Source organism: Providencia sp. PROV182 (assembly GCF_028480325.1).
Classification (GTDB): Bacteria; Pseudomonadota; Gammaproteobacteria; order Enterobacterales; family Enterobacteriaceae; genus Providencia; species Providencia hangzhouensis.
Map to the genome: position 1 here is coordinate 12,592 of NZ_JAMPOL010000011.1, position 21,235 is coordinate 33,826.

Here is a 21,235-nt window from a genome sequence, read left to right on the forward strand (position 1 = left end):
TGTTTAGACAATTAATTGTCTGGATTCATTTGTTGCTCAGACTGATATTCCAGTTGGAATTCAGCCAGCAACATCCTCTGCTCGTCAGTCAGAGCTAGGCTTTCCAGAAGCTCAGGTCTTCTAAGCCAGGTACGGCCGAGTGATTGTTTCATGCGCCAGCTATCTATTTTAGCGTGGTTTCCTGAAAGTAAAACATCAGGAACTTGCATGCCATCTAACACTTCAGGGCGGGTATAGTGCGGACAATCTAACAAACCATCTGCAAAAGAGTCTTCTTGAGCAGAAGCTTGATGACCAAGTACTCCCGGTATAAACCGTGAAACTGAGTCAATCAACACCATCGCGGGAAGTTCCCCGCCACTGAGAACGTAATCACCGATTGACCATTCTTCGTCAACTTCGGTTTGAATGATACGCTCATCAATGCCTTCATAGCGGCCACAAACAAGAATCAATTTCTCATTGGTTGCCAGCTCGCAAACACCGTCTTGACTAAGTTTGCGCCCTTGCGGTGAAAGATAAATAACCTTTGCACCCTCACCAGCCTCAGTTCTTGCTGCGTTGATTGCATCCTTAAGCGGTTGCACCATCATCAGCATGCCTGGACCACCACCATAGGGGCGATCATCAACAGTTTTGTGCTTATCGTGAGTAAAATCTCGCGGATTCCAGCACTCAAATGTTAGCAGGCCATTTTTCACTGCCCGACCAGTTACCCCGTACTCGGTTATTGCGCGGAACATTTCGGGAAACAGGCTAATTACACCAATCCACATAATTTCGTCCCACTTATCAAAACCGTTCAACCGGAGATTTAAAAACCAGGATCCCAATCCACTTCAATAAGTTTGGCATCGAGATCGACTTTCTTGATAACCTGCCCATCAAGAAACGGAACCAACCGCTCCTTGATGCCAAATGCATCTTTTAAATTCGCCTTAATGACCAGCACATCATTTGAACCGGTCTCCATCATGTCAGTGATGGTACCAAGGTCATAGCCTTGTAACGTCACTACTTGGCAGCCCATCAGGTCTTTCCAGTAGTATTCGTTTTCTAACTCAGGAAGTTGGGTTGAATCAACCGCAATTTCAAAGTTAGTCAAAAGCGCGGCTGCATCGCGGTCATCGACCCCGTTCAGCTTGACAATGATATCCTTGTTATGATGTTTCCAATCTTCAATTTCAATGTGTTGCCATTGACCTGAACGTTGGATAAACCAAGGCTGATACTCAAAAATACTTTCAGCATGTTCGGTGGACGAAAAAACTTTGAGCCAACCACGAATACCGTATGCCGCACCTAATTTCCCCAATACAATTGGGTTTTCAGGTGGCTGTAGTTTAGTTTGCTTGCTCATTGTTACCACCGCGACAGATTAAGCTGCTTTCTTAGCTTGTTTGACCAGTTGTGCAACACGGTCAGAAATAGTTGCGCCTAAGCCAACCCAGTGCTCAACACGGTCCAGGTCTAAACGCAGTTCTTCTGCTTGACCTGCAGCGATCGGGTTGAAGAAACCGATACGCTCAATGAAACGACCGTCACGCGCATTGCGGCTATCAGTCACAACGATTTGGTAGAACGGACGTTTTTTAGCGCCGCCACGAGATAAACGAATTGTTACCATAACATCCTCATTAGTTAACAAAACAACCAGACTCCATCGAGGGATAGAGTCCGGCTGTCATATAAAAAGCCCGAAAAGTTTACTCACTTTGACGCAAAAATCAATCAAAAGTGCGTTTTGTTTGAGGCTTTATTGCTTAACGCCCCGGAAAACCCGGTGGCATCATACCCTTCATGCCGCGCATCATCTTGGCTAGACCGCCTTTTTTCATTTTCTTCATCATGCGTTGCATGTCATCAAATTGTTTTAAGAGGCGATTAACTTCTTGCACGGTAGTTCCCGAACCTGCCGCAATACGACGTTTTCGCGAACCTTTAATAATTTCCGGTTTTTCACGTTCTTTACGTGTCATGGAATTAATCATCGCTTCCATACGAACGGTGATTTTATCATCCATTTGGGACTTAACGGCATCCGGTAACTGAGACATCCCGGGCATTTTGCTCATCATGCTCGCCATACCGCCCATATTACGCATTTGCTTTAATTGACTTAAAAAGTCATTTAAATCAAAGCCATCCCCTGTTTTAAGTTTTTTAGCCAGCTTTTCAGCTTCATCGCGGTCAACTTTATGCTCAATCTCTTCAATCAGAGAAATTACATCACCCATACCAAGGATACGAGACGCGACGCGCTCTGGATGGAATGGTTCTAAGGCGTCAGTTTTTTCACCAACCCCTAGAAATTTAATGGGTTTGCCTGTAATTGCGCGAATAGAAAGCGCCGCACCGCCTCGCGCATCACCATCGACCTTGGTCAACACAACCCCAGTCAGTGGCAAGGCTTCATTAAACGCTTTCGCTGTGTTTGCCGCATCCTGTCCTGTCATCGCATCGACGACGAATAAGGTTTCAACTGGCTTAATAATGCGGTGAACTTCTTGGATTTCTTCCATCATCGCTTCGTCGACGTGCAAGCGACCCGCGGTATCTACTAACAGCACATCGTAGAATTGCAATTGTGCATGTTTTAATGCTTTTTGAACAATTACAGCGGGTTTTTCTTGTACTTCTGAAGGGAAAAAGTCAATTCCAACACTTTCAGCTAATGTCTCTAATTGTTTAATCGCTGCAGGGCGATAAACGTCAGCAGAGACAACTAATACTTTTTTCTTTTGCTTTTCTTTTAAGAGCTTACCTAATTTTGCAACACTGGTCGTTTTACCGGCACCTTGCAAACCTGCCATTAAAACGACAGCAGGAGGTTGTGCGGATAAATTAAGTTGGTGGTTTTCGTCCCCCATCGCCCTAGTCAGTTCATTTTGAACTATTTTAATGAACTCTTGGCCGGGTGTTAGACTTTTATTGACATCTTGCCCAACGGCATTTTCTTTAACTTTTTGAATGAATTCACGGACAACTGGCAAAGCAACGTCAGCTTCCAGCAAGGCCATGCGAACTTCGCGTAGTGTTTCTTTAATATTTTCATCAGTTAGACGCCCACGCCCACTGATATTGCGCAACGTGCGCGATAGTCTGTCAGTTAAATTATCAAACATATGTCTTAGCTCAATTCTGTTGATGGGCCGATGTCAGCCTGATCTGGTTGCTAATACAGATAATTTCAAGTGCGTGTTACCTAACAACTTGAATTATAAGCATCAATACCTTCACAATGATGAAGGGAAACCAACACTAAAAATAATCGCGGCAAAATAATGCCCCATTGTAACATGCCCGCAGTTTTTTCGCTGCCCCCTGTTTGAAACAGATGATACAGGTTATTATGGCATGAATTTAATAATACAAACCAAACAGTAGGCGCATGAAGTGCTATCAGCAATGAATATATTGTGATTGGCCTGTCCAATAGTTGGAGCCTACACTCGTACAAGTTATACTATGAATAACTTTCCACTAAAAATGATTAACGACACTATACTATGCCCGTATTTGCAGTCATAGCAGTTTGTACATACATGGTCAGTCTGTTACTGATCGTCCCTGGCCAAGTGCGTAAACAGCCGTTCTACCGCCACCTCGCGCTTTTTCTTGCCGTTGTTGCGTTAGTAACTCACGCTATTACATTGAAATTTTTGATTTTCAGTGAAGCCGAGGGACAAAACCTCACTCTGTTGAATTTAGGCTCAACAGTGAGCTTACTCATGTGTGTGATTATGACTGTTGTCGCTTACTGGGGAAAAGCTTGGTACTTAACGCCTATAGTCTATAGTTTTGCCATTATTAACTTGATGCTGTCAACGCTAATGCCTGGTGAGTTTATTACGCATCTTGAAGCTCGAGTACCACTTTTTGTTCATATTGGTCTAGCTTTGTTGAGCTATGCGACACTCCTTATTGCGGCTTTATATGCATTACAAGTGGCTTTAATTGACCATCAGCTAAAGAACAAAACCTTAAAATTTAGTCCAGATATGCCACCCATGATGGTAATTGAACGTAAAATGTTCCACATCACTCAAGTTGGGGTCATTTTGCTGACTCTGACCTTGTGTACTGGCTTTATTTATATGGATAATATTTTTGATAAAGAAAATATCCATAAATCGGTATTATCCGTCATTGCATGGTTTGTTTATATCACTCTACTTTGGGGACATTTCCATGGAGGATGGCGAGGTAAGCGCGTCCTATTTTTCCATGTTGGTGGCTCAATCATCTTAACAATGGCTTTTTTTGGTAACCGTTTAATACAGGAGTTTATGGTATTTTGACGCAAATAAAGCCACGACTTTCACAATATAAGGAAACTTGTTTTGGATGATGTGTCCACGAGTACGCTAATCATCATATTGATTGTTTTAATTTTTATGTCAGCCTATTTCTCTGCATCAGAAACAGGGATGATGACGCTAAACCGTTATCGGTTAAAACATTTAGCAAAACAAGGTAATCGCTCAGCGATCCGCGTTGAAAAACTTCTTAAACACCCTGATAAGCTGTTAAGCCTAGTCCTTATTGGTAATAACTTAATCAACATAGTCGCTTCCGCATTAGCGACCATCATTGGTATGCGACTATATGGGAATGCAGGTGTAGCTATGGCTACAGGGATCCTGACTTTTGTGATCCTCATTTTTGCCGAAGTCATGCCAAAAACACTGGCAGCGCTGTACCCTGAAAAAATCGCATTTCCAAGTAGTTACCTCTTAAAACCATTACAAGTAGTCATGATGCCTATTGTTTGGGCATTTAATACTATTTCAGCCCTACTGTTACGCTGCATTGGGGTGAAGTCACTAACCGCAAGAACTGATGCGGTTAATAAGGAAGAGCTACGCACCATTGTTAACGAATCAAAGCATAAAATTAGCCGCCGAAATCAAGACATGTTGATTTCAATTTTAGACTTAGACAAAGTCACTGTTGGCGATATTATGCTGCCAAGGAATGAGATTGTTGGTATTGATGTCAATGATGACTGGAAATCAATCATTCGGCAGCTCACGCACTCCCCTCATGGCCGCATTGTGCTTTATCGCGACTCACTTGATGACTCTATTGGCATTTTACGCGTCCGTGAAGCATACCGTCTTATGATGGAAAAACGTGAGTTTAATAAGCAAAACCTAATTAAAGCTGCAGATAACATTTATTTTATTCCTAACAGTACACCATTAAATGTTCAGTTAGTTAACTTCCAGCACAATAAAGAAAAACTTGGGATCATTGTTGATGAATACGGTGAAATTCAAGGCCTTATCACTGTCGAAGATATATTAGAAGAGATAGTGGGTGACTTCACAACCTCGATGTCGCCATCTTTAGCCGAAGAAGTCTTGCCACAAAGTGATGGAAGCGTTCTTGTAGACGGTTCTGCTAATATTCGTGAGCTGAATAAGGCTTTTGATTGGAATCTCCCCATAGATGGCCCTAGGACGGTTAATGGCATGGTTTTAGAGGTCATTGGTGATATTCCACAGCTTGAAGAGCAAATCGTGGTGGGGCATTACCTTATCGAGGTATTAGCGATGAATGAAAATATCGTTAAACAGGTTAGGATCACACCTCTTACATTCAGTTCTCAAGTCCCCGACCTTTGATTTGGTCATAAACTTGCAATTTAATTCTCATATAAAATAAAAAGAGCCTTAATTGGCTCTTTTTATAGAGAATATTTGATAAAAACTAAACGTGTAGCTGTTCAAGTTTCTCTGCAGGTAATGCTAATTCATCATTTTTATTGATACCAATTTCTGATGCAAGAACATTACGTGCAATTTGCTGGGCTTCTTCCAGTGAGTGCATTTTGTATGTACCGCACTGATAGACATTCAATTCAGGGATCTTGTTTTGGTCTTTCACTTGCAAAACATCTTCCATTGCCGCTTTCCATGCATTAGCAACACGCAGTTCATCTGGCTGGCCAATAAGGCTCATATAAAAACCAGTACGGCACCCCATTGGTGAAATATCAATAATTTCAACACCATTTCCGTTGAGGTGATCACGCATAAAGCCTGCAAAAAGGTGCTCTAAAGTATGCGTCCCTTTTTCTGTCATGGCTTCTTCATTTGGTACAGTAAAACGCAAATCAAAAACTGTGATGGTATCACCGCTTGGTGTTTTCATGGTTTTTGCCACACGTACAGCAGGTGCTGACATGCGAGTATGATCGACAGTAAAGCTATCTAATAATGGCATTTCGTGACCTCCTCGAAAATAAAAAATATTTTCTAAAATAAATGAAACTATTTTGAAAATACAGAGTCTGAATTATTGAAAGACGCGCAATTTGTTATCATCCCTAATTCTCTAAGAGATTTTTTTTGGCCACCTAGAGTGGCCATTTCTTTTAGCGTCCTGCATGAATGCGTAGATAGTCCTCAAAGCTTTCGCTCTCACTTTGTTCCATCTTCGCTTGCTTCGCTATTGAAGCTAATCGTGCTTGCTCAAATTGCTCTTCAGTTATCACTTCATACGGCTCGTTCACTAACTGTTCAAAATATTTTTCAGCTAATTCTAACCCGTAACCACCAATACCTTTTTCTAACATTTCATCCATAACAAGCGCTGAATATGTAAGAGTTGGGTCTTTAAACATAGCAACAAATTGGTGACAAACTTCTTGATATTTTGCATCGCAACAAGTGTCTAGCACTTCAGCCACACGGATCAAGTCATTAAATAATTGCTGCCCAACGTCAACTAATGGTTTAACTTCGCTGCCACAACCGAAACCAATGACTTGGCCTGGTTTACGACCTTCAAGAATGACACGATTCCAGTTTTGACGGCAACAGTCTAATTCCTGAGCATTCATTTCAGGTGCATCAGCAAGTACACACCATATTAAGAATAGATCAACAAAACGAGCTTGCGTTTCATTAACGCCTATCGCACTAAATGGATTGATATCAAGTGAACGGACTTCAATGTACTCAATACCACCACGTAATAATGCGTCAGAAGGTGATTCATTGCCTTTAGGAACGCGTTTGGGCCGTATTGGGGCATAGAGCTCATTTTCAATCTGCAGCACATTCGTATTTAGTTGAATATATTTGCCGTCTTTTTTTACACCCAGTTTTTCAAATTCAGCTGAAGGCTTATGGATGGCTTTTTTCAGGTTCTCTACATATTCATCCAATTTATTGAATGTGATGTTTAAATCACTTTGTGATTTATTTGTATAACCTAAGTCACTCATGCGTAATGATGTCGCATAAGGCAAGTAATACGTACCACAGTCTGTTTTATCAAATGATAGCGTCGTATCCCTATCTTTCAAAAAAGAGCCGCAAATAGCTGGAGATGCGCCAAATAGATAAGGAATAACCCAACCAAAGCGGTAGTAATTTCTAATTAGACGTAAATAGCCTTCAGAAATTTTTTCTTTACCGCTTTCTTCGTCTTCAATACCCGCCCATGCTTGCCAAAATTCAATCGGCAAAGAGAAGTTATAATGCACCCCTGCTATCGTTTGCATCAAAGCACCATAACGATTTTTAAGGCCTTCACGGTACAGCGTTTTAAACTGCCCCACATTAGAAGAGCCGTACTGCGCAAGAGTGATTTTATCTTCACTTTCAATAAAGCATGGCATACTCAGCGGCCACATTCTTTCATCTTGAAGGTGACGAGCTGTATAGCGGTGTAAATCTCGCAAAAAAGCCAAATTATGGCTAATGCTTTTATCTACAGGAGTAATAAATTCGAGTAAGGACTCCGCAAAATCTGTCGTGATCCATTTATGTGTTAAAGCTTTTCCCAGCCCTTCTGGATGCAAGGTCTCTGCAATTGCGCCTGTGGGGGTTACACGCAATGTTTCACGCTCAATACCACGTTGAATACCATTAAGTGTTTCTGGGTGCGCCTCTAACCATGAGAGCGCTTTCGATACGTCCGGGATCAAGTCGACCTCCCGCCTGTGATGTTAATTTATTTTATTAAGGCAATTACTTTAGCTTAAATCACATAAATTGTCGCTGTCTAGATGTGTGGTTTATGAGGGAATAAATCAAAGAGGTATAGAAAATACGATTTAATTAATTTTATGAATGGTAATTTTAGGCAAAAAAAAACTCCTCAAATGAGGAGTTTCTTAAAGATGGTGCATCCGGGAGGATTCGAACCTCCGACCGCTCGGTTCGTAGCCGAGTACTCTATCCAGCTGAGCTACGGATGCAAAATTCATTCGATTTGAAATCGATACATTCTCAATAACTTTTCTGAGTTAAATTAAAAGGTATTATTGATATGCTAAATTATTAGCTAAGAGATGGTGCATCCGGGAGGATTCGAACCTCCGACCGCTCGGTTCGTAGCCGAGTACTCTATCCAGCTGAGCTACGGATGCATACTTAATGCAAGATGTGCTGCTCTCTCAAACTTCTTTATCAACTTCTACTTCTATAAATCAACTTCTTAGTTACTGCTTTGTTTGGTTGCTAAAACCAAAACAAAACCCCATCAGATTCTCTCATAGGGTTAAATATGGTGCATCCGGGAGGATTCGAACCTCCGACCGCTCGGTTCGTAGCCGAGTACTCTATCCAGCTGAGCTACGGATGCATAATCTAAAATGGCGGTGAGGGAGGGATTCGAACCCTCGATGCAGCTTTTGACCGCATACTCCCTTAGCAGGGGAGCGCCTTCAGCCTCTCGGCCACCTCACCATATTTTAGTTACACACGATTTGTTTTTTCAAACATCTCGTTGCTGTGTGGCGCACATATTACTTTCCTAGACTTAGAAGTCAAACAATTTTTCCAAACTTTTTGCATTCCGTTGTCTGTTTGCACATTTCACAAGCAAGATGCTTAGTTTAACACCGAAAAAGATATTTTTCAGCCCTTATGGCACTAACTTTATAATCAAAAATACAGAAAAAAAATTATTCTATAAGTGAATAAAAATAAGCTCACTGGATTGATTAGCCTATATTTCATACAAAGGAAAACAAGATTTTGTAAAAGAGAACCGAAGACTAAACAATAAAATGAGTTTGATGCTAGAGAATTATAAAAACGAAAGGATATTTATTAGAAATAATGCGAGTAAGACAAGCGCCCATTCTTGCTGTGTGATCAATCATTGGACGCTTATTCATTATTATTGATTATCTGGTTGAGTCTTTTCAGCCTGGATCCGTTGATAAATTTCTTCACGGTGAACAGAAACTTCTTTTGGGGCATTAACACCAATACGAACTTGGTTGCCTTTGACACCCAATACAGTAACTGTTACCTCATCGCCTATCATGAGTGTTTCACCAACTCGACGAGTCAGAATAAGCATTCTTTGCTCCTTGAAATATTAAAAGAGTCGGGTCTCTAGGTATCCCCGCTATTGTCCATCACACACCGTGAAAACGTAAAGCAATGACATTCACCTAAAGCATTGATGCCATCAATACAAGCATTCTAATTATTTACAAGCAAAATATAGCACTACAAACGATACATTAACAATGCCGCAACAGATTAAAGTTGCCTCATATTTTAATGAGGCAACTTTGTAAGTGCTTACAGACGCGCTTCAACCCATTCTTCGACACTTGCCATAGCAGCAGGTAATGCGCTAACGTCAGTACCTCCCGCTTGAGCCATGTCTGGGCGACCGCCACCTTTACCACCTACCTGACTTGCAATATAGGAAATTAAGTCCCCTGCTTTAACTTTAGCAGTCAAATCATTAGTTACCCCAACGATCATACTGACTTTATCACCACTTGTTGTTGAAAGCACGATAATCGCTGATTTCAACTGATTTTTAAGGTCATCAACCATAGTTCTCAACAACTTAGGATCAGTATCCGCTAATTGAGTGACTAATAATTTGATGCCTTTCACGTCTTTCGCTTTGCTACTTAGTGAAGCACTTTCTTGAGATGCTTGTTGATCTTTTAGTTGCACAATTTCTTTCTCGAGTTGGCGAGATTTGTCTAACGCCGCTTTTACTTTCTCGACAAGACTATTAATATCACCTTTCACTAAGTGTGCAATTGCTGAAAGTTGCTCTGACTGATTGTGAATGCTTTCAATCGCCATTGAGCCTGTAGTCGCTTCAATACGACGAACACCTGCAGCCGTACCAGATTCACTCAAGATACGGAATAAACCAATATCTCCTGTACGACGCGCATGTGTACCACCACATAACTCGATAGAAAAATCACCCATACTCAGAACACGTACACGTTCCTCATATTTTTCACCGAATAATGCCATAGCACCTTTTGCTTTAGCGCCTTCTAAATCCATCAGTTCAGTTTCAATTTCTGAGTTTTTACGGATTTGTGCATTCACAATATCTTCTACTTGACGTAGTTGCTCTTGTGTCATCGCTTCAAAATGAGAGAAGTCAAAACGCAAGTATTTGTCATTAACCAATGAACCCTTTTGAGAAACATGGTCGCCTAATACTTGGCGTAATGCCGCATGCAGTAAGTGTGTTGCTGAGTGATTTAAACGGATCGCATCACGTCTAGCGCTATCCACAACAGCGGTAATTCTATGGTTAACAACCAGTGAACCCGCCTCTACCTTACCAATATGCCCAATTGCTTGACCATATTTTTGTGTATCAGTGACTTTAAAGCTCGCATTGTCATTATTTAAGTAACCAGTATCACCGACTTGCCCACCAGACTCTGCATAAAATGCCGTTTTATCTAGTATAACTAAGCCTTCTTCACCCGCATTCAAACTGTCTACAGGTTGGCCATCTTTATATAATGCAGTAATAGTGGCTTGTTGCTCATCATATTGATAACCGGAGAATTCACTACGCTTATCAACTTTAATTAAAGAGTTATAATCCGCACCAAAACCACTGGATTCGCGCGCACGACGACGCTGGTCTTCCATCGCCCGCTCAAAACCTTCTTCGTCGACTTTAATATTGCGCTCGCGGCAAACATCTGCCGTTAAATCGATTGGGAAGCCATAGGTGTCATATAAGCGGAATGCCGCTTCACCATCCAGAGTATCCCCTTTCAGTGAAGCAAGTTCTTCATCTAATAATTGAAGACCGCGTTCTAACGTGCGTGCAAATTGCTCTTCTTCGGTCTTGAGAACTTTTTCAACCATAGCTTGCTGGCGTGCAAGTTCATCGGCCGCAGGCCCCATGACTTTAATCAATGGCGCGACTAATTTGTAGAAGAAAGTGTCTTTGGCACCAAGCATATAACCGTGACGAACAGCACGTCGAATAATACGACGCAGAACATAACCACGACCTTCATTTGATGGAATAACACCATCACTGACAAGGAATGCACAAGAACGAATGTGGTCAGCAATAACGCGTAATGATTTGTTCTCTAAATCCGTCGCACCTGTTGCTTTAGCTGCCGCAGCAATAAGGTCACGGAAGATATCAATTTCATAGTTTGAATTAACGTGCTGCAATACCGCAGAAATACGCTCTAAGCCCATTCCTGTGTCAACTGAAGGTTTTGGTAGAGGCTCCATTGTCCCGTCAGACTGACGGTTAAATTGCATGAAGACTAAATTCCAAATTTCAATATAGCGGTCACCGTCTTCTTCTGGGCTTCCTGGAGGGCCACCCCATATATGGTCACCGTGATCATAGAAAATCTCGGTACATGGACCACAAGGACCGGTATCACCCATTTGCCAGAAGTTATCTGACGCATATGGTGCGCCTTTGTTATCACCAATACGAATAATACGCTCAACTGGAATACCAATTTCTTTATTCCAGATATCATAAGCTTCATCGTCAGTTGCGTAAACGGTTACCCACAACCTTTCTTTTGGTAAGTTAAACCATTCTTCGCTAGTCAATAATTCCCAAGCAAAACGGATAGCGTCATGCTTAAAGTAATCGCCAAAGCTAAAATTGCCTAACATTTCAAAAAATGTATGGTGGCGGGCGGTATAGCCCACATTTTCTAAGTCGTTATGTTTACCACCTGCACGCACACAGCGTTGCGCGGTTGTCGCTCGGGAATATGCTCTTTTATCCAGACCAAGAAATACATCTTTGAACTGGTTCATCCCTGCGTTTGTGAACAATAGTGTAGGGTCATTATTTGGCACTAGTGAACTACTAGAGACCACTTGATGACCTTTTGTATGAAAAAAGTCGAGAAACGCTTGACGGATCTCAGCGGTGCTTTTACTCATATTTATCCCGATATCAAGCTGGAAACAGAATTACGAATTGTTGAGATGGAATGTAACATCACCTCTAATCAACTCTCCGATTAAAAAGTGACTGATAAGATAAAGTCTCTTTGTGCAGAAGTAAAATATAGATACATCCATTCGCAGCTTTCATTGTAAAGCGTCTAGATATTTTCTGAAAGTATGTTTATACCTTGCACTGGTGTATTTTTCCACAGAAAAACTGTTCAATAAACTATTAATGTAATAGGTTAAAAATAAAATAGGCGCCACCACATCAGCGGAGCGCCTATAATTTACTTATTAATCAATTAATTAGATTAAAATTAAAATTCTTCTGGTGTTTCTTCTTCATCAGCATCACTGATAAAGTCTGTTGCTGCACTACTAAATTCACCAGTGTGATTCAATAACATTTCACGCAGTTTGGTATCAATTTCTTGAGCGACTTCAGGGTGCTCTTTTAAATAATTTGTTGAGTTAGCTTTACCTTGGCCAATTTTATCGCCGTTATAACTATACCAAGCCCCTGCTTTTTCAATTAACTTATGTTTTACACCTAAGTCAATTAGCTCGCCGAAGGTATTAATACCTTCACCATACAAAATTTGGAATTCAGCTTGTTTGAACGGTGCTGCAACTTTGTTTTTTACCACTTTAACGCGAGTTTCACTACCGACGATTTCTTCGCCATTTTTAACAGCACCAATACGGCGGATGTCTAAACGAACAGATGCGTAGAATTTTAATGCATTACCACCTGTTGTTGTTTCTGGGTTACCAAACATAACACCAATCTTCATACGAATTTGGTTGATAAAGATCAGTAAGGTATTAGATGTTTTTAAGTTACCAGCTAACTTACGCATTGCTTGGCTCATCATACGAGCAGCTAGGCCCATATGTGAATCACCAATTTCACCTTCAATTTCAGCTTTTGGTGTTAATGCAGCAACGGAGTCAACGATGATCACATCAACCGCACCTGAGCGAGTTAATGCATCACAAATTTCTAGCGCTTGCTCACCGGTGTCCGGTTGAGAACATAGTAAGTTATCGATATCAACGCCTAATTTTTTAGCATAGATAGGGTCTAAAGCGTGTTCAGCATCGATGAAAGCACATGTTTTACCACTACGTTGCGCTGCAGCAATAACTTGCAGAGTTAGTGTTGTTTTACCTGAAGATTCAGGGCCGTAGATTTCAACAATACGACCTAGTGGCAAGCCACCAGCACCCAATGCAACATCAAGGGATAAGGAGCCTGTTGAGATAGTTTCAACATCCATAGAGCGGTCTTCACCAAGACGCATAATGGAACCTTTACCAAATTGCTTTTCAATTTGGCCTAATGCTGCTGCAAGTGCTTTTTGTTTGTTTTCATCAATAGCCATGTTTACTCCCTAAGTGCAATGATTTGACCACTGCAAATAAAACGATTGAATTCGGTTTGTTGAAATTAATTATACTGTATAATCATACAGTATCAAGGAAATTTTTAACTTAACTGCTTTAAAAGTGTTTCAAGTATATAAAGTGTTGATTGAAAACGAACTTCATTTCTGTTTCCTTGAAACACTTGATGTTGTGTTGTGACTAATACCGTTTGGTCTGCCTGTTTCTGTGCAAAACCAAACCATACTGTACCAACAGGTTTTTCTACACTACCGCCCCCAGGGCCTGCTATTCCACTAACTGAAACAGCAAAATCTGCACAGGCTTCTTGTAAAGCGCCTGTCGCCATTTCAGTAACGACTTGTTGGCTTACAGCTCCATACTGCTGTAAAGACTCATCTTTAACACCGATCATTTGATGCTTTGCTTCATTACTGTATGTCACAAAGCCACGCTGAAAATAATCTGAGCTACCCGATATATCGGTTAAAACTTTGGCAACCCAGCCCCCGGTACATGACTCTGCGGTTGTGACTGTTTTACCCTGTTCTTTCAGTTTCAGCCCAACCTGAATACTCAGAGTTTCAAGCCGCTTCTCATCTATCATGATGTTATCTACCTTTATGCCATTTTTTTACGAGCGCGATCCCAAACCCATAAACCCGCAATCGCAATTGCGAATACAGCACCGAAACCAATACCGGCATTCACAACTGACAAACCTGCTTTAATTGCTAATGAGTACAAGCCTAACATAATTAGCATTGCACTATTTTCACCTAAATTTTGTACTGCAATCGCATTCCCTGCTCCAACAGTTTCCTTCCCTTTTTCTTGCAATAATGCATTCAACGGAACGACAAATAAACCGCCGAAGATCCCAAGGATGATTAAAATAAAATAGGATGGAATAATATTAGTTTGCAACGAAAGTAACACCACCATCACACCTATAATAACTCCCGCAGGAATGCAGCGATAAACCGTTTTTAAGGTAATAAACTTGGCAGCAAGCCCGGCTCCTGCAACTATTCCCACGGCAACCATCGCATTTAAAATAGTCGGCGTTGTGTTGTCTTGTAATCCCAATGCCACAGGCACCCATGCAACGAGCAGAAAACGCAGCGTTACCCCAGCCCCCCAGAACAAGCTGGTTCCAACTAGTGAAAAACGGCTTTCTTGGTTAGCCCATAGCACCCGGCAGGCATTGAAAAAAGAAGTAATTAACAGTTTAAGATCCCAACCTTTTCCAGGCCTCGCGGCAGCTAAGTGTGGGATGAAAAAATTCGCAATAACGGCTAACGCATACAATACAGCACATGTGCCTAGCGCTAAGATTAAGTTAATATCGGAAAGCATTCCTCCAACAACCGATCCCACTAAAATGGCTGCGATTGTTGAAGCCTCCATGACACCATTGGCCTTAACAAGGTTATCTCCACCTGTGAGCTCACCTAAAATACCGTATTTAGCTGGTGAATATGAAGCCGCGCCGATTCCTACTAACCCATAGCAAAGGAATGGATTTAGCCCAAAACAAATCCCTAATGCCCCAATAAACTTAAAGATGTTAGAAAACAACATCACTCGCCCCTTTGAGAACCTATCTGCAATTTGCCCAACAAATGGCGCTAAAACGATGTAAGTGAAAACAAACACCATTTGTAAGATAGGATGACTCCATTCAGGATAAAACTCGGCTTTAAGTTGGGCTAATATGGCAAATAATAAAGCATTATCTGCAAATGCAGAAAGAAACTGTGAAGCAAGTACAGCTTTCATTCCTCTGCTCATTAACGGTACATTGGAAGCATTCTCTTGCATGTTATTCATCCTTTAATGCCATTTGCTTTAATGTGACAAAATCCGTTTTACCACTACCTAGTACTGGCAATTCTTTAACAAAACGAATATCACGTGGAACCGCTAACTCGGTTAACCCTTTGCTCTTGGCTGCGCTGGATAATGCGCTACGGTCTAGTTCTTTATCTGTTGTGAACAAAACAAGCGCTTCACCTTTACTGCTATCTGGCTTTGTAACCACACCGTGATTTGCATTAGGAGAAAGAGATGCCACCATTTGCTCAATACTTTCGAGAGAAACCATTTCACCCGCAAGTTTAGCAAAACGTTTAACACGGCCTTTTATCGTACAGAAATTTTTATGATCTAGTTCAACGATATCACCTGTGTCGTACCAACCTTCCTCTATTTCACCTTGTGCATTTTCAGCTCGTGGTGTTTCAAGTACCCCAGGCGCTTCCACACGCAAATACCCTTTCATGATATTTGGGCCTTTAAGCTGTAATTTACCACCTTGTTCAATACCAGAAATGGGGATAATTCGCGCTTCCATTTCGGGTAAAATTTGCCCTACAGAGCCTTCTTTAGCGGCCATTGGCACATTAATTGAAACAATAGGTGCACACTCAGTTACCCCATAGCCTTCAAGAATTCGGATGCCAAATTTATCGAACCAGATTTTTTTGGTTTTATCTGATAATTTTTCTGCGCCCGCAACCACATAACGCAAACGTGCAAAATCATACTGATGAGCAAATCGTGCGTAGTTACCTAAAAAGGTTGATGTTCCAAATAATACCGTACAGTTTTTGTCATAGACTAATTCAGGAATGATCCGGTAATGTAATGGGCTTGGATAAAGGAAAACTCGGCTACCTGAAAATAGAGGGATAAATAAGCCAACCGTCAAACCAAATGCGTGAAATAATGGAAGTGACGACATAAAACGGTCACGAGGTGTAAAATCAGCGATCGTTTTAATTTGCTCTACGTTTGCCATCAAGCTGGCATGGCTATGGACAACACCTTTCGGTGTACCTTCCGAGCCGGATGTGAATAAAACAATCGCTTCATCGGACGGCTTTCGGGGAATAATGGCTTTCTTAGGATTAAATAAGTGCTTAATAATCCATATTTTATCTTGCCATGTTACCGTGTCTTTTAAATCTTCAAGGTAAATCCAACTTGCTTCTGGCACTTGTTCTGGAATATGCGTCAAGTTGCCTTTTTCCAAAAATTGGCGGGAAGTAAAGACCACTTTCGCTGCTGAAGCTTTTAAAGCGTTACTAATGCCGTGACTGCCCGCAGTGTAATTAAGCATGGCAGGTACTCGGCCTCTCATTAAAGCGCCAAAAATCGCGGCTGCGGTGACTGTCGCATTTGGCAATAATAGGCCAACTCTTTCATTTTCATGAGTATAGCGTTCAATAATACGACCAACCCCTAAGGTTTTTTTCAATAGAGATTGATATGAATCCTCTTTAAATGCGATGTCTTCAATACAAGGCGTGCGGCGCCCAAAAAACTGAACACTTTGAATAAATTCTTCAACTAATGTGACTTGTGGTAAACAAGACATACGTGCGGACTTCATGATTTGGTACAGATTTTCACCAGCCAGAGCACGACGCTCTACCGCTCTAGGAGCTTCTGGCATTGGAATTTCTTGTGCTGGCAATATATGCAATGTGATCTTCGGGAACCATTTTAATGGAAAAATTCCTTTCAGCCGCCCAAAATGGCTATATTGTGCACCTTCTATACGAATAGGAACAACTTTTGCTTCTGACTTTGCTGCCACAAAAGCCGCTCCTTCGTATATTTTCATTAAAGAGCCATGAACCGAAATTCGGCCTTCTGGGAAAATAACTATTGGGCGCCCTTTTTCTACCTCTTTAACTAGATGACGAATACCTAGAGGGTTGGCAGGATCAAGAGGGACAATATCCGCATAGGGCTTAAGGCGCTTCACCATTTTCGGTGTGGCAAATGTTGAATAAACAGCAAATACAGGTTTGACAGGCAAAAAAAGTGCGATTAATACACCATCTAGGAAAGAAACATGATTGGGCGTAATTAAGCATTTATCTTGATTAAATTCTTTCGCGTCGCCAATAACTTGTACGCGAAACAAAAATTTAAGTACTGTTTTGACTATCTTTGCCAACATAATGAGTCCCTATACTATGATTATATTTTTATATATTAGTGTGATACGACTATACCTTTAGTGACTTCTATCTTACTGAGCTACTCCCTTTACTCTAATTAGTATATTCCGAAAACACCGCTGGCTTATCACTCATGAGTTTAAGTTAAATCATTAAGTTGTGCGATGATGTCGTCGACAGGCTGCGCCGCATCAATAATATGATGTGCTGTCGCACGGTAGATAGGCTCCCTTTGTTGCATTACTTCTTCAATTTCTTCAACTAAAGATTTTCCTGTCAAACTTGGTCGCTGATCCGCTTGCGGTTCCGCAGCGAGGCGTTTTGCTAAAACTTCAGGGTGGGTATTTAAGTAAATCACGGTGCCGTTATTACGCATAATTTGCTGATTTTCTTCTGCAAGAACAAGCCCCCCACCAGTTGAAACAATCATATCGCTTTGCGTAATCGACTTAAGGACGTCAGTCTCTAGCTGGCGAAAGTAATCCCAACCGTGCTGTTCAACAATTTCTGCGATACTTTTTCCCGCTTTTTCTAAAATCAATTTATCTGTATCAACAAATTGATAACCTTTAGATTCTGCAAATTTTTTACCAATTGTGGTTTTACCCGAACCTCTTGGACCGATAATGTAAAACATTAAATTTCATCCCATCATCATAAATACTAAGCAATACCGATTACAAATTTGCTTATGATAAACTGCCTAGTTTGGCAAATAAAAAAAGAAAGCCACACAAGTGTGGCTATCTCATCATTTTTACTCATTATGGACGACTTAAAAAGTCACCATACCCGATCCATTTGTACGTTGTTAGTGCATCTAACCCCATAGGGCCACGTGAATGTAATTTTTGTGTACTCACTGCGACCTCTGCACCTAAACCAAACTGCCCACCATCGGTAAAGCGAGTGCTTGCATTAACATATACCGCGGCTGAATCTACACATTGAACGAAATAGTCAGCTTGGTGAATAGATTCTGTCAAGATAGCATCAGAATGAGCTGTACCATAATGACGAATATGGTCGATAGCAGCGTCAATATCGTCAACAATGTCTACGTTAAGATCCAGTGAGAGCCACTCATCGACAAGGTTTTCAGGTTTTACATCAACAACTTTAGCTGGACCTTGTTTTAGCAATGGAAGCGCTTTTTCACTCGCATGTAATGTGACTTGTTGTTGTGCCATTTTTTCACTTAAAAACGGCAGAAATTCATTCGCAATCTCTTTATGAACTAATAATGTTTCCAGTGAATTACAAGCGCTTGGGCGCTGAACTTTTGCATTAATAATCACGTTAATGGCTTTATTAAAATCTACCGATTTATCAACAAATGTATGGCAAACACCAATTCCCCCGGTAATTACTGGGATCGTTGATTGCTCACGACATAATTTATGTAAACCCGCACCGCCGCGAGGGATTAGCATATCCACGTAGCGATCTAATTTGAGTAATTGCGCAACTAATTCACGCTCAGGGTTATTAATAGCTTGTACTGCATCTGCTGGCAAGCCGCTATTTTCCAATGCTTTTTGAATAACTTCCACCACCGCAAGGTTAGTATGATGCGTCTCTTTCCCGCCACGTAAAATGACCGCATTACCTGTCTTTAAACATAACGAAGCCACATCAACGGTAACATTAGGGCGAGCTTCATAAATAACACCAACAACCCCCAATGGGACACGGCGGCGCTGTAAATTTAAGCCGCTATCCAATTGGCTTCCATCAATAATTTGCCCAACAGGATCAGCTAATTGACATACTTTTCTAACATCATCAGCAATACTTTTTAAACGCTCTGGCGTCAGCAATAAGCGGTCTTGTAACGCCTCAGTCATACCGCTTGCTTTTGCCTGCGCCATGTCTTTTTGATTCGCTGCAAGTATAATTGCATTATCTTGTTCTAGTAGATCAGCAATCTGTAATAGTGCTGCATTTTTTTGTTTGGTACTTAACTGAGCTAATTGCCATGAAGCAACTCTTGCTGCCTTACCCATTGTCTCTAACATAATTAACTCACTATCATATCATCACGATGAACAGCCACAGAACCGTGTTCATAGCCAAGTATTTTGCTGATTTCTTGTGAATGATGCCCTGCAATCATTCTAAGTGCATCACTGTTATAGTGGCTGACCCCATGAGCAAGATCTTTCCCTGCCATATTACGAATACGGATCACTGCGCCTCGGGAGAAATCGCCTTCAATCTTCTTAATACCTTTTGGCAATAATGAACTGCCTTTTTCCATAATTGCCAGTTGTGCACCATCATCAATGTACACATCTCCAGCTGCTGGAGCACCGAAAATCCAACGTTTACGATTTTCCATTGGATTTTTTTGCCCATAAAAACGGGTACCAACTGGAAGATTTTCAATAACCGCATTAATAACATCCGGTTTATTGCCTGCTGCAATGATAACATCAATTCCTGCACGGCCCGCGACATCTGCTGCTTGTAATTTAGTTGCCATTCCACCGGTTCCTAACCCGCTAACGCTTCCCCCCGCCATTTCACGAAGTTCATCATTGATACCATACACTTCAGGGATCAATTTTGCATTTGGATTACTGCGTGGATCAGCATCATATAAGCCTTCGATATCTGTCAATAATAGCAGTTTATCTGCATCGCCAAGAATCGCGGCCAAAGCGGATAGATTGTCATTATCACCGACTTTGATTTCTGCGGTAGCCACAGCATCATTTTCATTGATAACTGGAATGATTCCGTTATCTAGCAGTGCTTGCAAGGTATCTCGTGCATTTAAGAAACGTTCTCTGTCTTCTAAATCGGCTCGTGTCAGTAACATTTGCCCGATATGAATGCCATAAATGGAGAATAACCGTTCCCATAACTGGATTAAACGACTTTGACCGACCGCCGCAAGCAACTGTTTAGATGCTATGGTAGCCGGCAGTTCGGGGTAATTTAAGTGTTCGCGACCTGCGGCAATTGCCCCAGAAGTCACAATAATAATACGATGCCCTTTTTCATATTGCTGCGCGCACTGCCTAACCAGCTCAACAATATGAGCTTGATTTAAACGGCGCGAGCCCCCTGTTAATACACTGGTCCCTAATTTAACTACCAGCGTCTGGCTATTTTTCATCATTTTTCTGCCATTAGGATTAATAAACCAAAAAGTAGGTATCATTTTTATCAGGAGAAGCGCGTTATGCCAACAGGCATAACGCAAAATTCAACAAAAGTTGGTTTAAAACAAATTTATGCGCTTAATTCCAGTTTTAATTCTGTCATTAGCGGGGAGGGAAAGAGGCTTAACTCAAGTTCAGATAGTTGTTTTGCAAGGGCTTGGTGAAAAGACACTAAATTTTGCTCTGTCGCCTCAATGGTTGGTGCATCTTTTAATGCTTTAACTTGCCAACTACCATGGCTGTTGTATAGGCCCAAATGATAAGTAAATTCAAACCCCTTATCAGTTGCAACCAATTTTAGCCACCACCCCCAAAATTCACGTTTTTCTGGGGCAATATTTGCATTCACGCAAACAACGAGGCTATCGAATATATAACAGCCATTTAAACATTGTTTTTCACGTAAATAAGGTCCTATCGAAGCAAACTTCTTTAAATACTTTCCATTTGAGTAATCAGTCGGTAAAGCCATGTTAAGGATCTCCTTCTTGGGAAGACACCTTTTTAACAAATG

General features: G+C 41.2%; 18 protein-coding genes and 4 tRNA genes. 2 read left to right on the forward strand and 20 right to left on the reverse strand.

Going from position 1 to position 21,235, the window contains the following annotated elements:
* Positions 1–11: 11 nt before the first annotated feature.
* From trmD to ffh, 4 genes are all read right to left on the reverse strand, one after another.
* The gene (gene trmD / locus PR834_RS09355; protein WP_094962024.1) at positions 12–776 is read right to left on the reverse strand and encodes a tRNA (guanosine(37)-N1)-methyltransferase TrmD; all 765 of its coding nucleotides are present in this window, start codon (positions 774–776) and stop codon (positions 12–14) included.
* Positions 777–814: 38 nt separating this feature from the next.
* Positions 815–1,360 (reverse strand): ribosome maturation factor RimM, encoded by a 546-nt coding sequence (gene rimM / locus PR834_RS09360; protein ID WP_004264824.1) that lies wholly within the window; start codon positions 1,358–1,360, stop codon positions 815–817.
* Between the two features lie 18 nt (positions 1,361–1,378).
* Entirely contained in the window at positions 1,379–1,627 is a 249-nt protein-coding gene (gene rpsP, locus PR834_RS09365) for a 30S ribosomal protein S16 (protein WP_004264823.1), read from the reverse strand.
* A 136-nt stretch (positions 1,628–1,763) separates the two neighbouring features.
* Entirely contained in the window at positions 1,764–3,125 is a 1,362-nt protein-coding gene (gene ffh / locus PR834_RS09370; RefSeq protein ID WP_004264822.1) for a signal recognition particle protein, read from the reverse strand.
* Between the two features lie 384 nt (positions 3,126–3,509).
* On the opposite strand from ffh, the gene PR834_RS09375 reads away from it, so the two are divergent.
* Positions 3,510–4,301 (forward strand): cytochrome C assembly family protein, encoded by a 792-nt coding sequence (locus tag PR834_RS09375; protein ID WP_004264820.1) that lies wholly within the window; start codon positions 3,510–3,512, stop codon positions 4,299–4,301.
* A 42-nt stretch (positions 4,302–4,343) separates the two neighbouring features.
* Positions 4,344–5,630: a CNNM domain-containing protein gene (locus PR834_RS09380; protein WP_110592308.1), complete on the forward strand. Its 1,287-nt coding sequence runs from the start codon at positions 4,344–4,346 to the stop codon at positions 5,628–5,630.
* A gap of 85 nt (positions 5,631–5,715) precedes the next feature.
* On the opposite strand, the gene luxS is transcribed toward PR834_RS09380, so the two are convergent.
* From luxS to crl, 16 genes are all read right to left on the reverse strand, one after another.
* Positions 5,716–6,231 carry an S-ribosylhomocysteine lyase gene (gene luxS, locus PR834_RS09385; protein ID WP_004914042.1) on the reverse strand — a complete coding sequence of 172 codons (516 nt, stop codon included), beginning with the start codon at positions 6,229–6,231 and terminating at the stop codon, positions 5,716–5,718.
* A 151-nt stretch (positions 6,232–6,382) separates the two neighbouring features.
* Complete coding sequence (gene gshA / locus PR834_RS09390) at positions 6,383–7,942, reverse strand: glutamate--cysteine ligase (RefSeq protein WP_112307895.1); 1,560 nt, start codon at positions 7,940–7,942, stop codon at positions 6,383–6,385.
* Positions 7,943–8,138: 196 nt separating this feature from the next.
* Positions 8,139–8,215 (reverse strand) — tRNA-Arg (locus PR834_RS09395).
* A 94-nt stretch (positions 8,216–8,309) separates the two neighbouring features.
* A tRNA-Arg gene (locus PR834_RS09400) sits at positions 8,310–8,386 on the reverse strand.
* Positions 8,387–8,524: 138 nt separating this feature from the next.
* Positions 8,525–8,601, reverse strand: a tRNA-Arg gene (locus tag PR834_RS09405).
* A gap of 11 nt (positions 8,602–8,612) precedes the next feature.
* Positions 8,613–8,705, reverse strand: a tRNA-Ser gene (locus tag PR834_RS09410).
* A gap of 436 nt (positions 8,706–9,141) precedes the next feature.
* Positions 9,142–9,327, reverse strand: coding sequence for a carbon storage regulator CsrA (gene csrA, locus PR834_RS09415; RefSeq protein WP_004264815.1), 186 nt, complete (start codon positions 9,325–9,327; stop codon positions 9,142–9,144).
* 227 nt (positions 9,328–9,554) lie between these two features.
* Positions 9,555–12,182 (reverse strand): alanine--tRNA ligase, encoded by a 2,628-nt coding sequence (gene alaS, locus PR834_RS09420; protein ID WP_004264811.1) that lies wholly within the window; start codon positions 12,180–12,182, stop codon positions 9,555–9,557.
* A 326-nt stretch (positions 12,183–12,508) separates the two neighbouring features.
* A complete protein-coding gene (recA, locus tag PR834_RS09425) occupies positions 12,509–13,576 on the reverse strand; it encodes a recombinase RecA (RefSeq protein ID WP_094962029.1) in 1,068 nt (355 codons plus the stop codon).
* A 104-nt stretch (positions 13,577–13,680) separates the two neighbouring features.
* Positions 13,681–14,184 (reverse strand): nicotinamide-nucleotide amidase, encoded by a 504-nt coding sequence (pncC, locus tag PR834_RS09430; protein WP_004264808.1) that lies wholly within the window; start codon positions 14,182–14,184, stop codon positions 13,681–13,683.
* A 14-nt stretch (positions 14,185–14,198) separates the two neighbouring features.
* Positions 14,199–15,401, reverse strand: a complete 1,203-nt coding sequence (gene lplT, locus PR834_RS09435) for a lysophospholipid transporter LplT (RefSeq protein WP_036958917.1) — start codon at positions 15,399–15,401, stop codon at positions 14,199–14,201.
* Position 15,402: 1 nt separating this feature from the next.
* Entirely contained in the window at positions 15,403–17,550 is a 2,148-nt protein-coding gene (aas, locus tag PR834_RS09440) for a bifunctional acyl-ACP--phospholipid O-acyltransferase/long-chain-fatty-acid--ACP ligase (protein ID WP_004264805.1), read from the reverse strand.
* 140 nt (positions 17,551–17,690) lie between these two features.
* Positions 17,691–18,188, reverse strand: coding sequence for a shikimate kinase AroL (gene aroL / locus PR834_RS09445; protein WP_004264804.1), 498 nt, complete (start codon positions 18,186–18,188; stop codon positions 17,691–17,693).
* 127 nt (positions 18,189–18,315) lie between these two features.
* Positions 18,316–19,569, reverse strand: coding sequence for a glutamate-5-semialdehyde dehydrogenase (proA, locus tag PR834_RS09450; RefSeq protein WP_272536614.1), 1,254 nt, complete (start codon positions 19,567–19,569; stop codon positions 18,316–18,318).
* 2 nt (positions 19,570–19,571) lie between these two features.
* Positions 19,572–20,675: a glutamate 5-kinase gene (gene proB / locus PR834_RS09455; protein WP_036958967.1), complete on the reverse strand. Its 1,104-nt coding sequence runs from the start codon at positions 20,673–20,675 to the stop codon at positions 19,572–19,574.
* Between the two features lie 116 nt (positions 20,676–20,791).
* Complete coding sequence (gene crl / locus PR834_RS09460) at positions 20,792–21,193, reverse strand: sigma factor-binding protein Crl (protein ID WP_036958914.1); 402 nt, start codon at positions 21,191–21,193, stop codon at positions 20,792–20,794.
* Positions 21,194–21,235: the final 42 nt, after the last annotated feature.

Excerpts from the sequence above, each read along its gene's own strand:
- trmD (WP_094962024.1), bottom strand. The coding sequence starts at position 776 with ATGTGGATTGGTGTAATTAGCCTGTTTCCCGAAATGTTCCGCGCAATA.
- rimM (WP_004264824.1), bottom strand. The coding sequence starts at position 1,360 with ATGAGCAAGCAAACTAAACTACAGCCACCTGAAAACCCAATTGTATTG.
- rpsP (WP_004264823.1), bottom strand. The coding sequence starts at position 1,627 with ATGGTAACAATTCGTTTATCTCGTGGCGGCGCTAAAAAACGTCCGTTC.
- ffh (WP_004264822.1), bottom strand. The coding sequence starts at position 3,125 with ATGTTTGATAATTTAACTGACAGACTATCGCGCACGTTGCGCAATATC.
- PR834_RS09375 (WP_004264820.1), top strand. The coding sequence starts at position 3,510 with ATGCCCGTATTTGCAGTCATAGCAGTTTGTACATACATGGTCAGTCTG.
- luxS (WP_004914042.1), bottom strand. The coding sequence starts at position 6,231 with ATGCCATTATTAGATAGCTTTACTGTCGATCATACTCGCATGTCAGCA.
- csrA (WP_004264815.1), bottom strand. The coding sequence starts at position 9,327 with ATGCTTATTCTGACTCGTCGAGTTGGTGAAACACTCATGATAGGCGAT.
- alaS (WP_004264811.1), bottom strand. The coding sequence starts at position 12,182 with ATGAGTAAAAGCACCGCTGAGATCCGTCAAGCGTTTCTCGACTTTTTT.
- recA (WP_094962029.1), bottom strand. The coding sequence starts at position 13,576 with ATGGCTATTGATGAAAACAAACAAAAAGCACTTGCAGCAGCATTAGGC.
- pncC (WP_004264808.1), bottom strand. The coding sequence starts at position 14,184 with ATGATAGATGAGAAGCGGCTTGAAACTCTGAGTATTCAGGTTGGGCTG.
- lplT (WP_036958917.1), bottom strand. The coding sequence starts at position 15,401 with ATGCAAGAGAATGCTTCCAATGTACCGTTAATGAGCAGAGGAATGAAA.
- aas (WP_004264805.1), bottom strand. The coding sequence starts at position 17,550 with ATGTTGGCAAAGATAGTCAAAACAGTACTTAAATTTTTGTTTCGCGTA.
- aroL (WP_004264804.1), bottom strand. The coding sequence starts at position 18,188 with ATGTTTTACATTATCGGTCCAAGAGGTTCGGGTAAAACCACAATTGGT.
- proA (WP_272536614.1), bottom strand. The coding sequence starts at position 19,569 with ATGTTAGAGACAATGGGTAAGGCAGCAAGAGTTGCTTCATGGCAATTA.
- proB (WP_036958967.1), bottom strand. The coding sequence starts at position 20,675 with ATGAAAAATAGCCAGACGCTGGTAGTTAAATTAGGGACCAGTGTATTA.
- crl (WP_036958914.1), bottom strand. The coding sequence starts at position 21,193 with ATGGCTTTACCGACTGATTACTCAAATGGAAAGTATTTAAAGAAGTTT.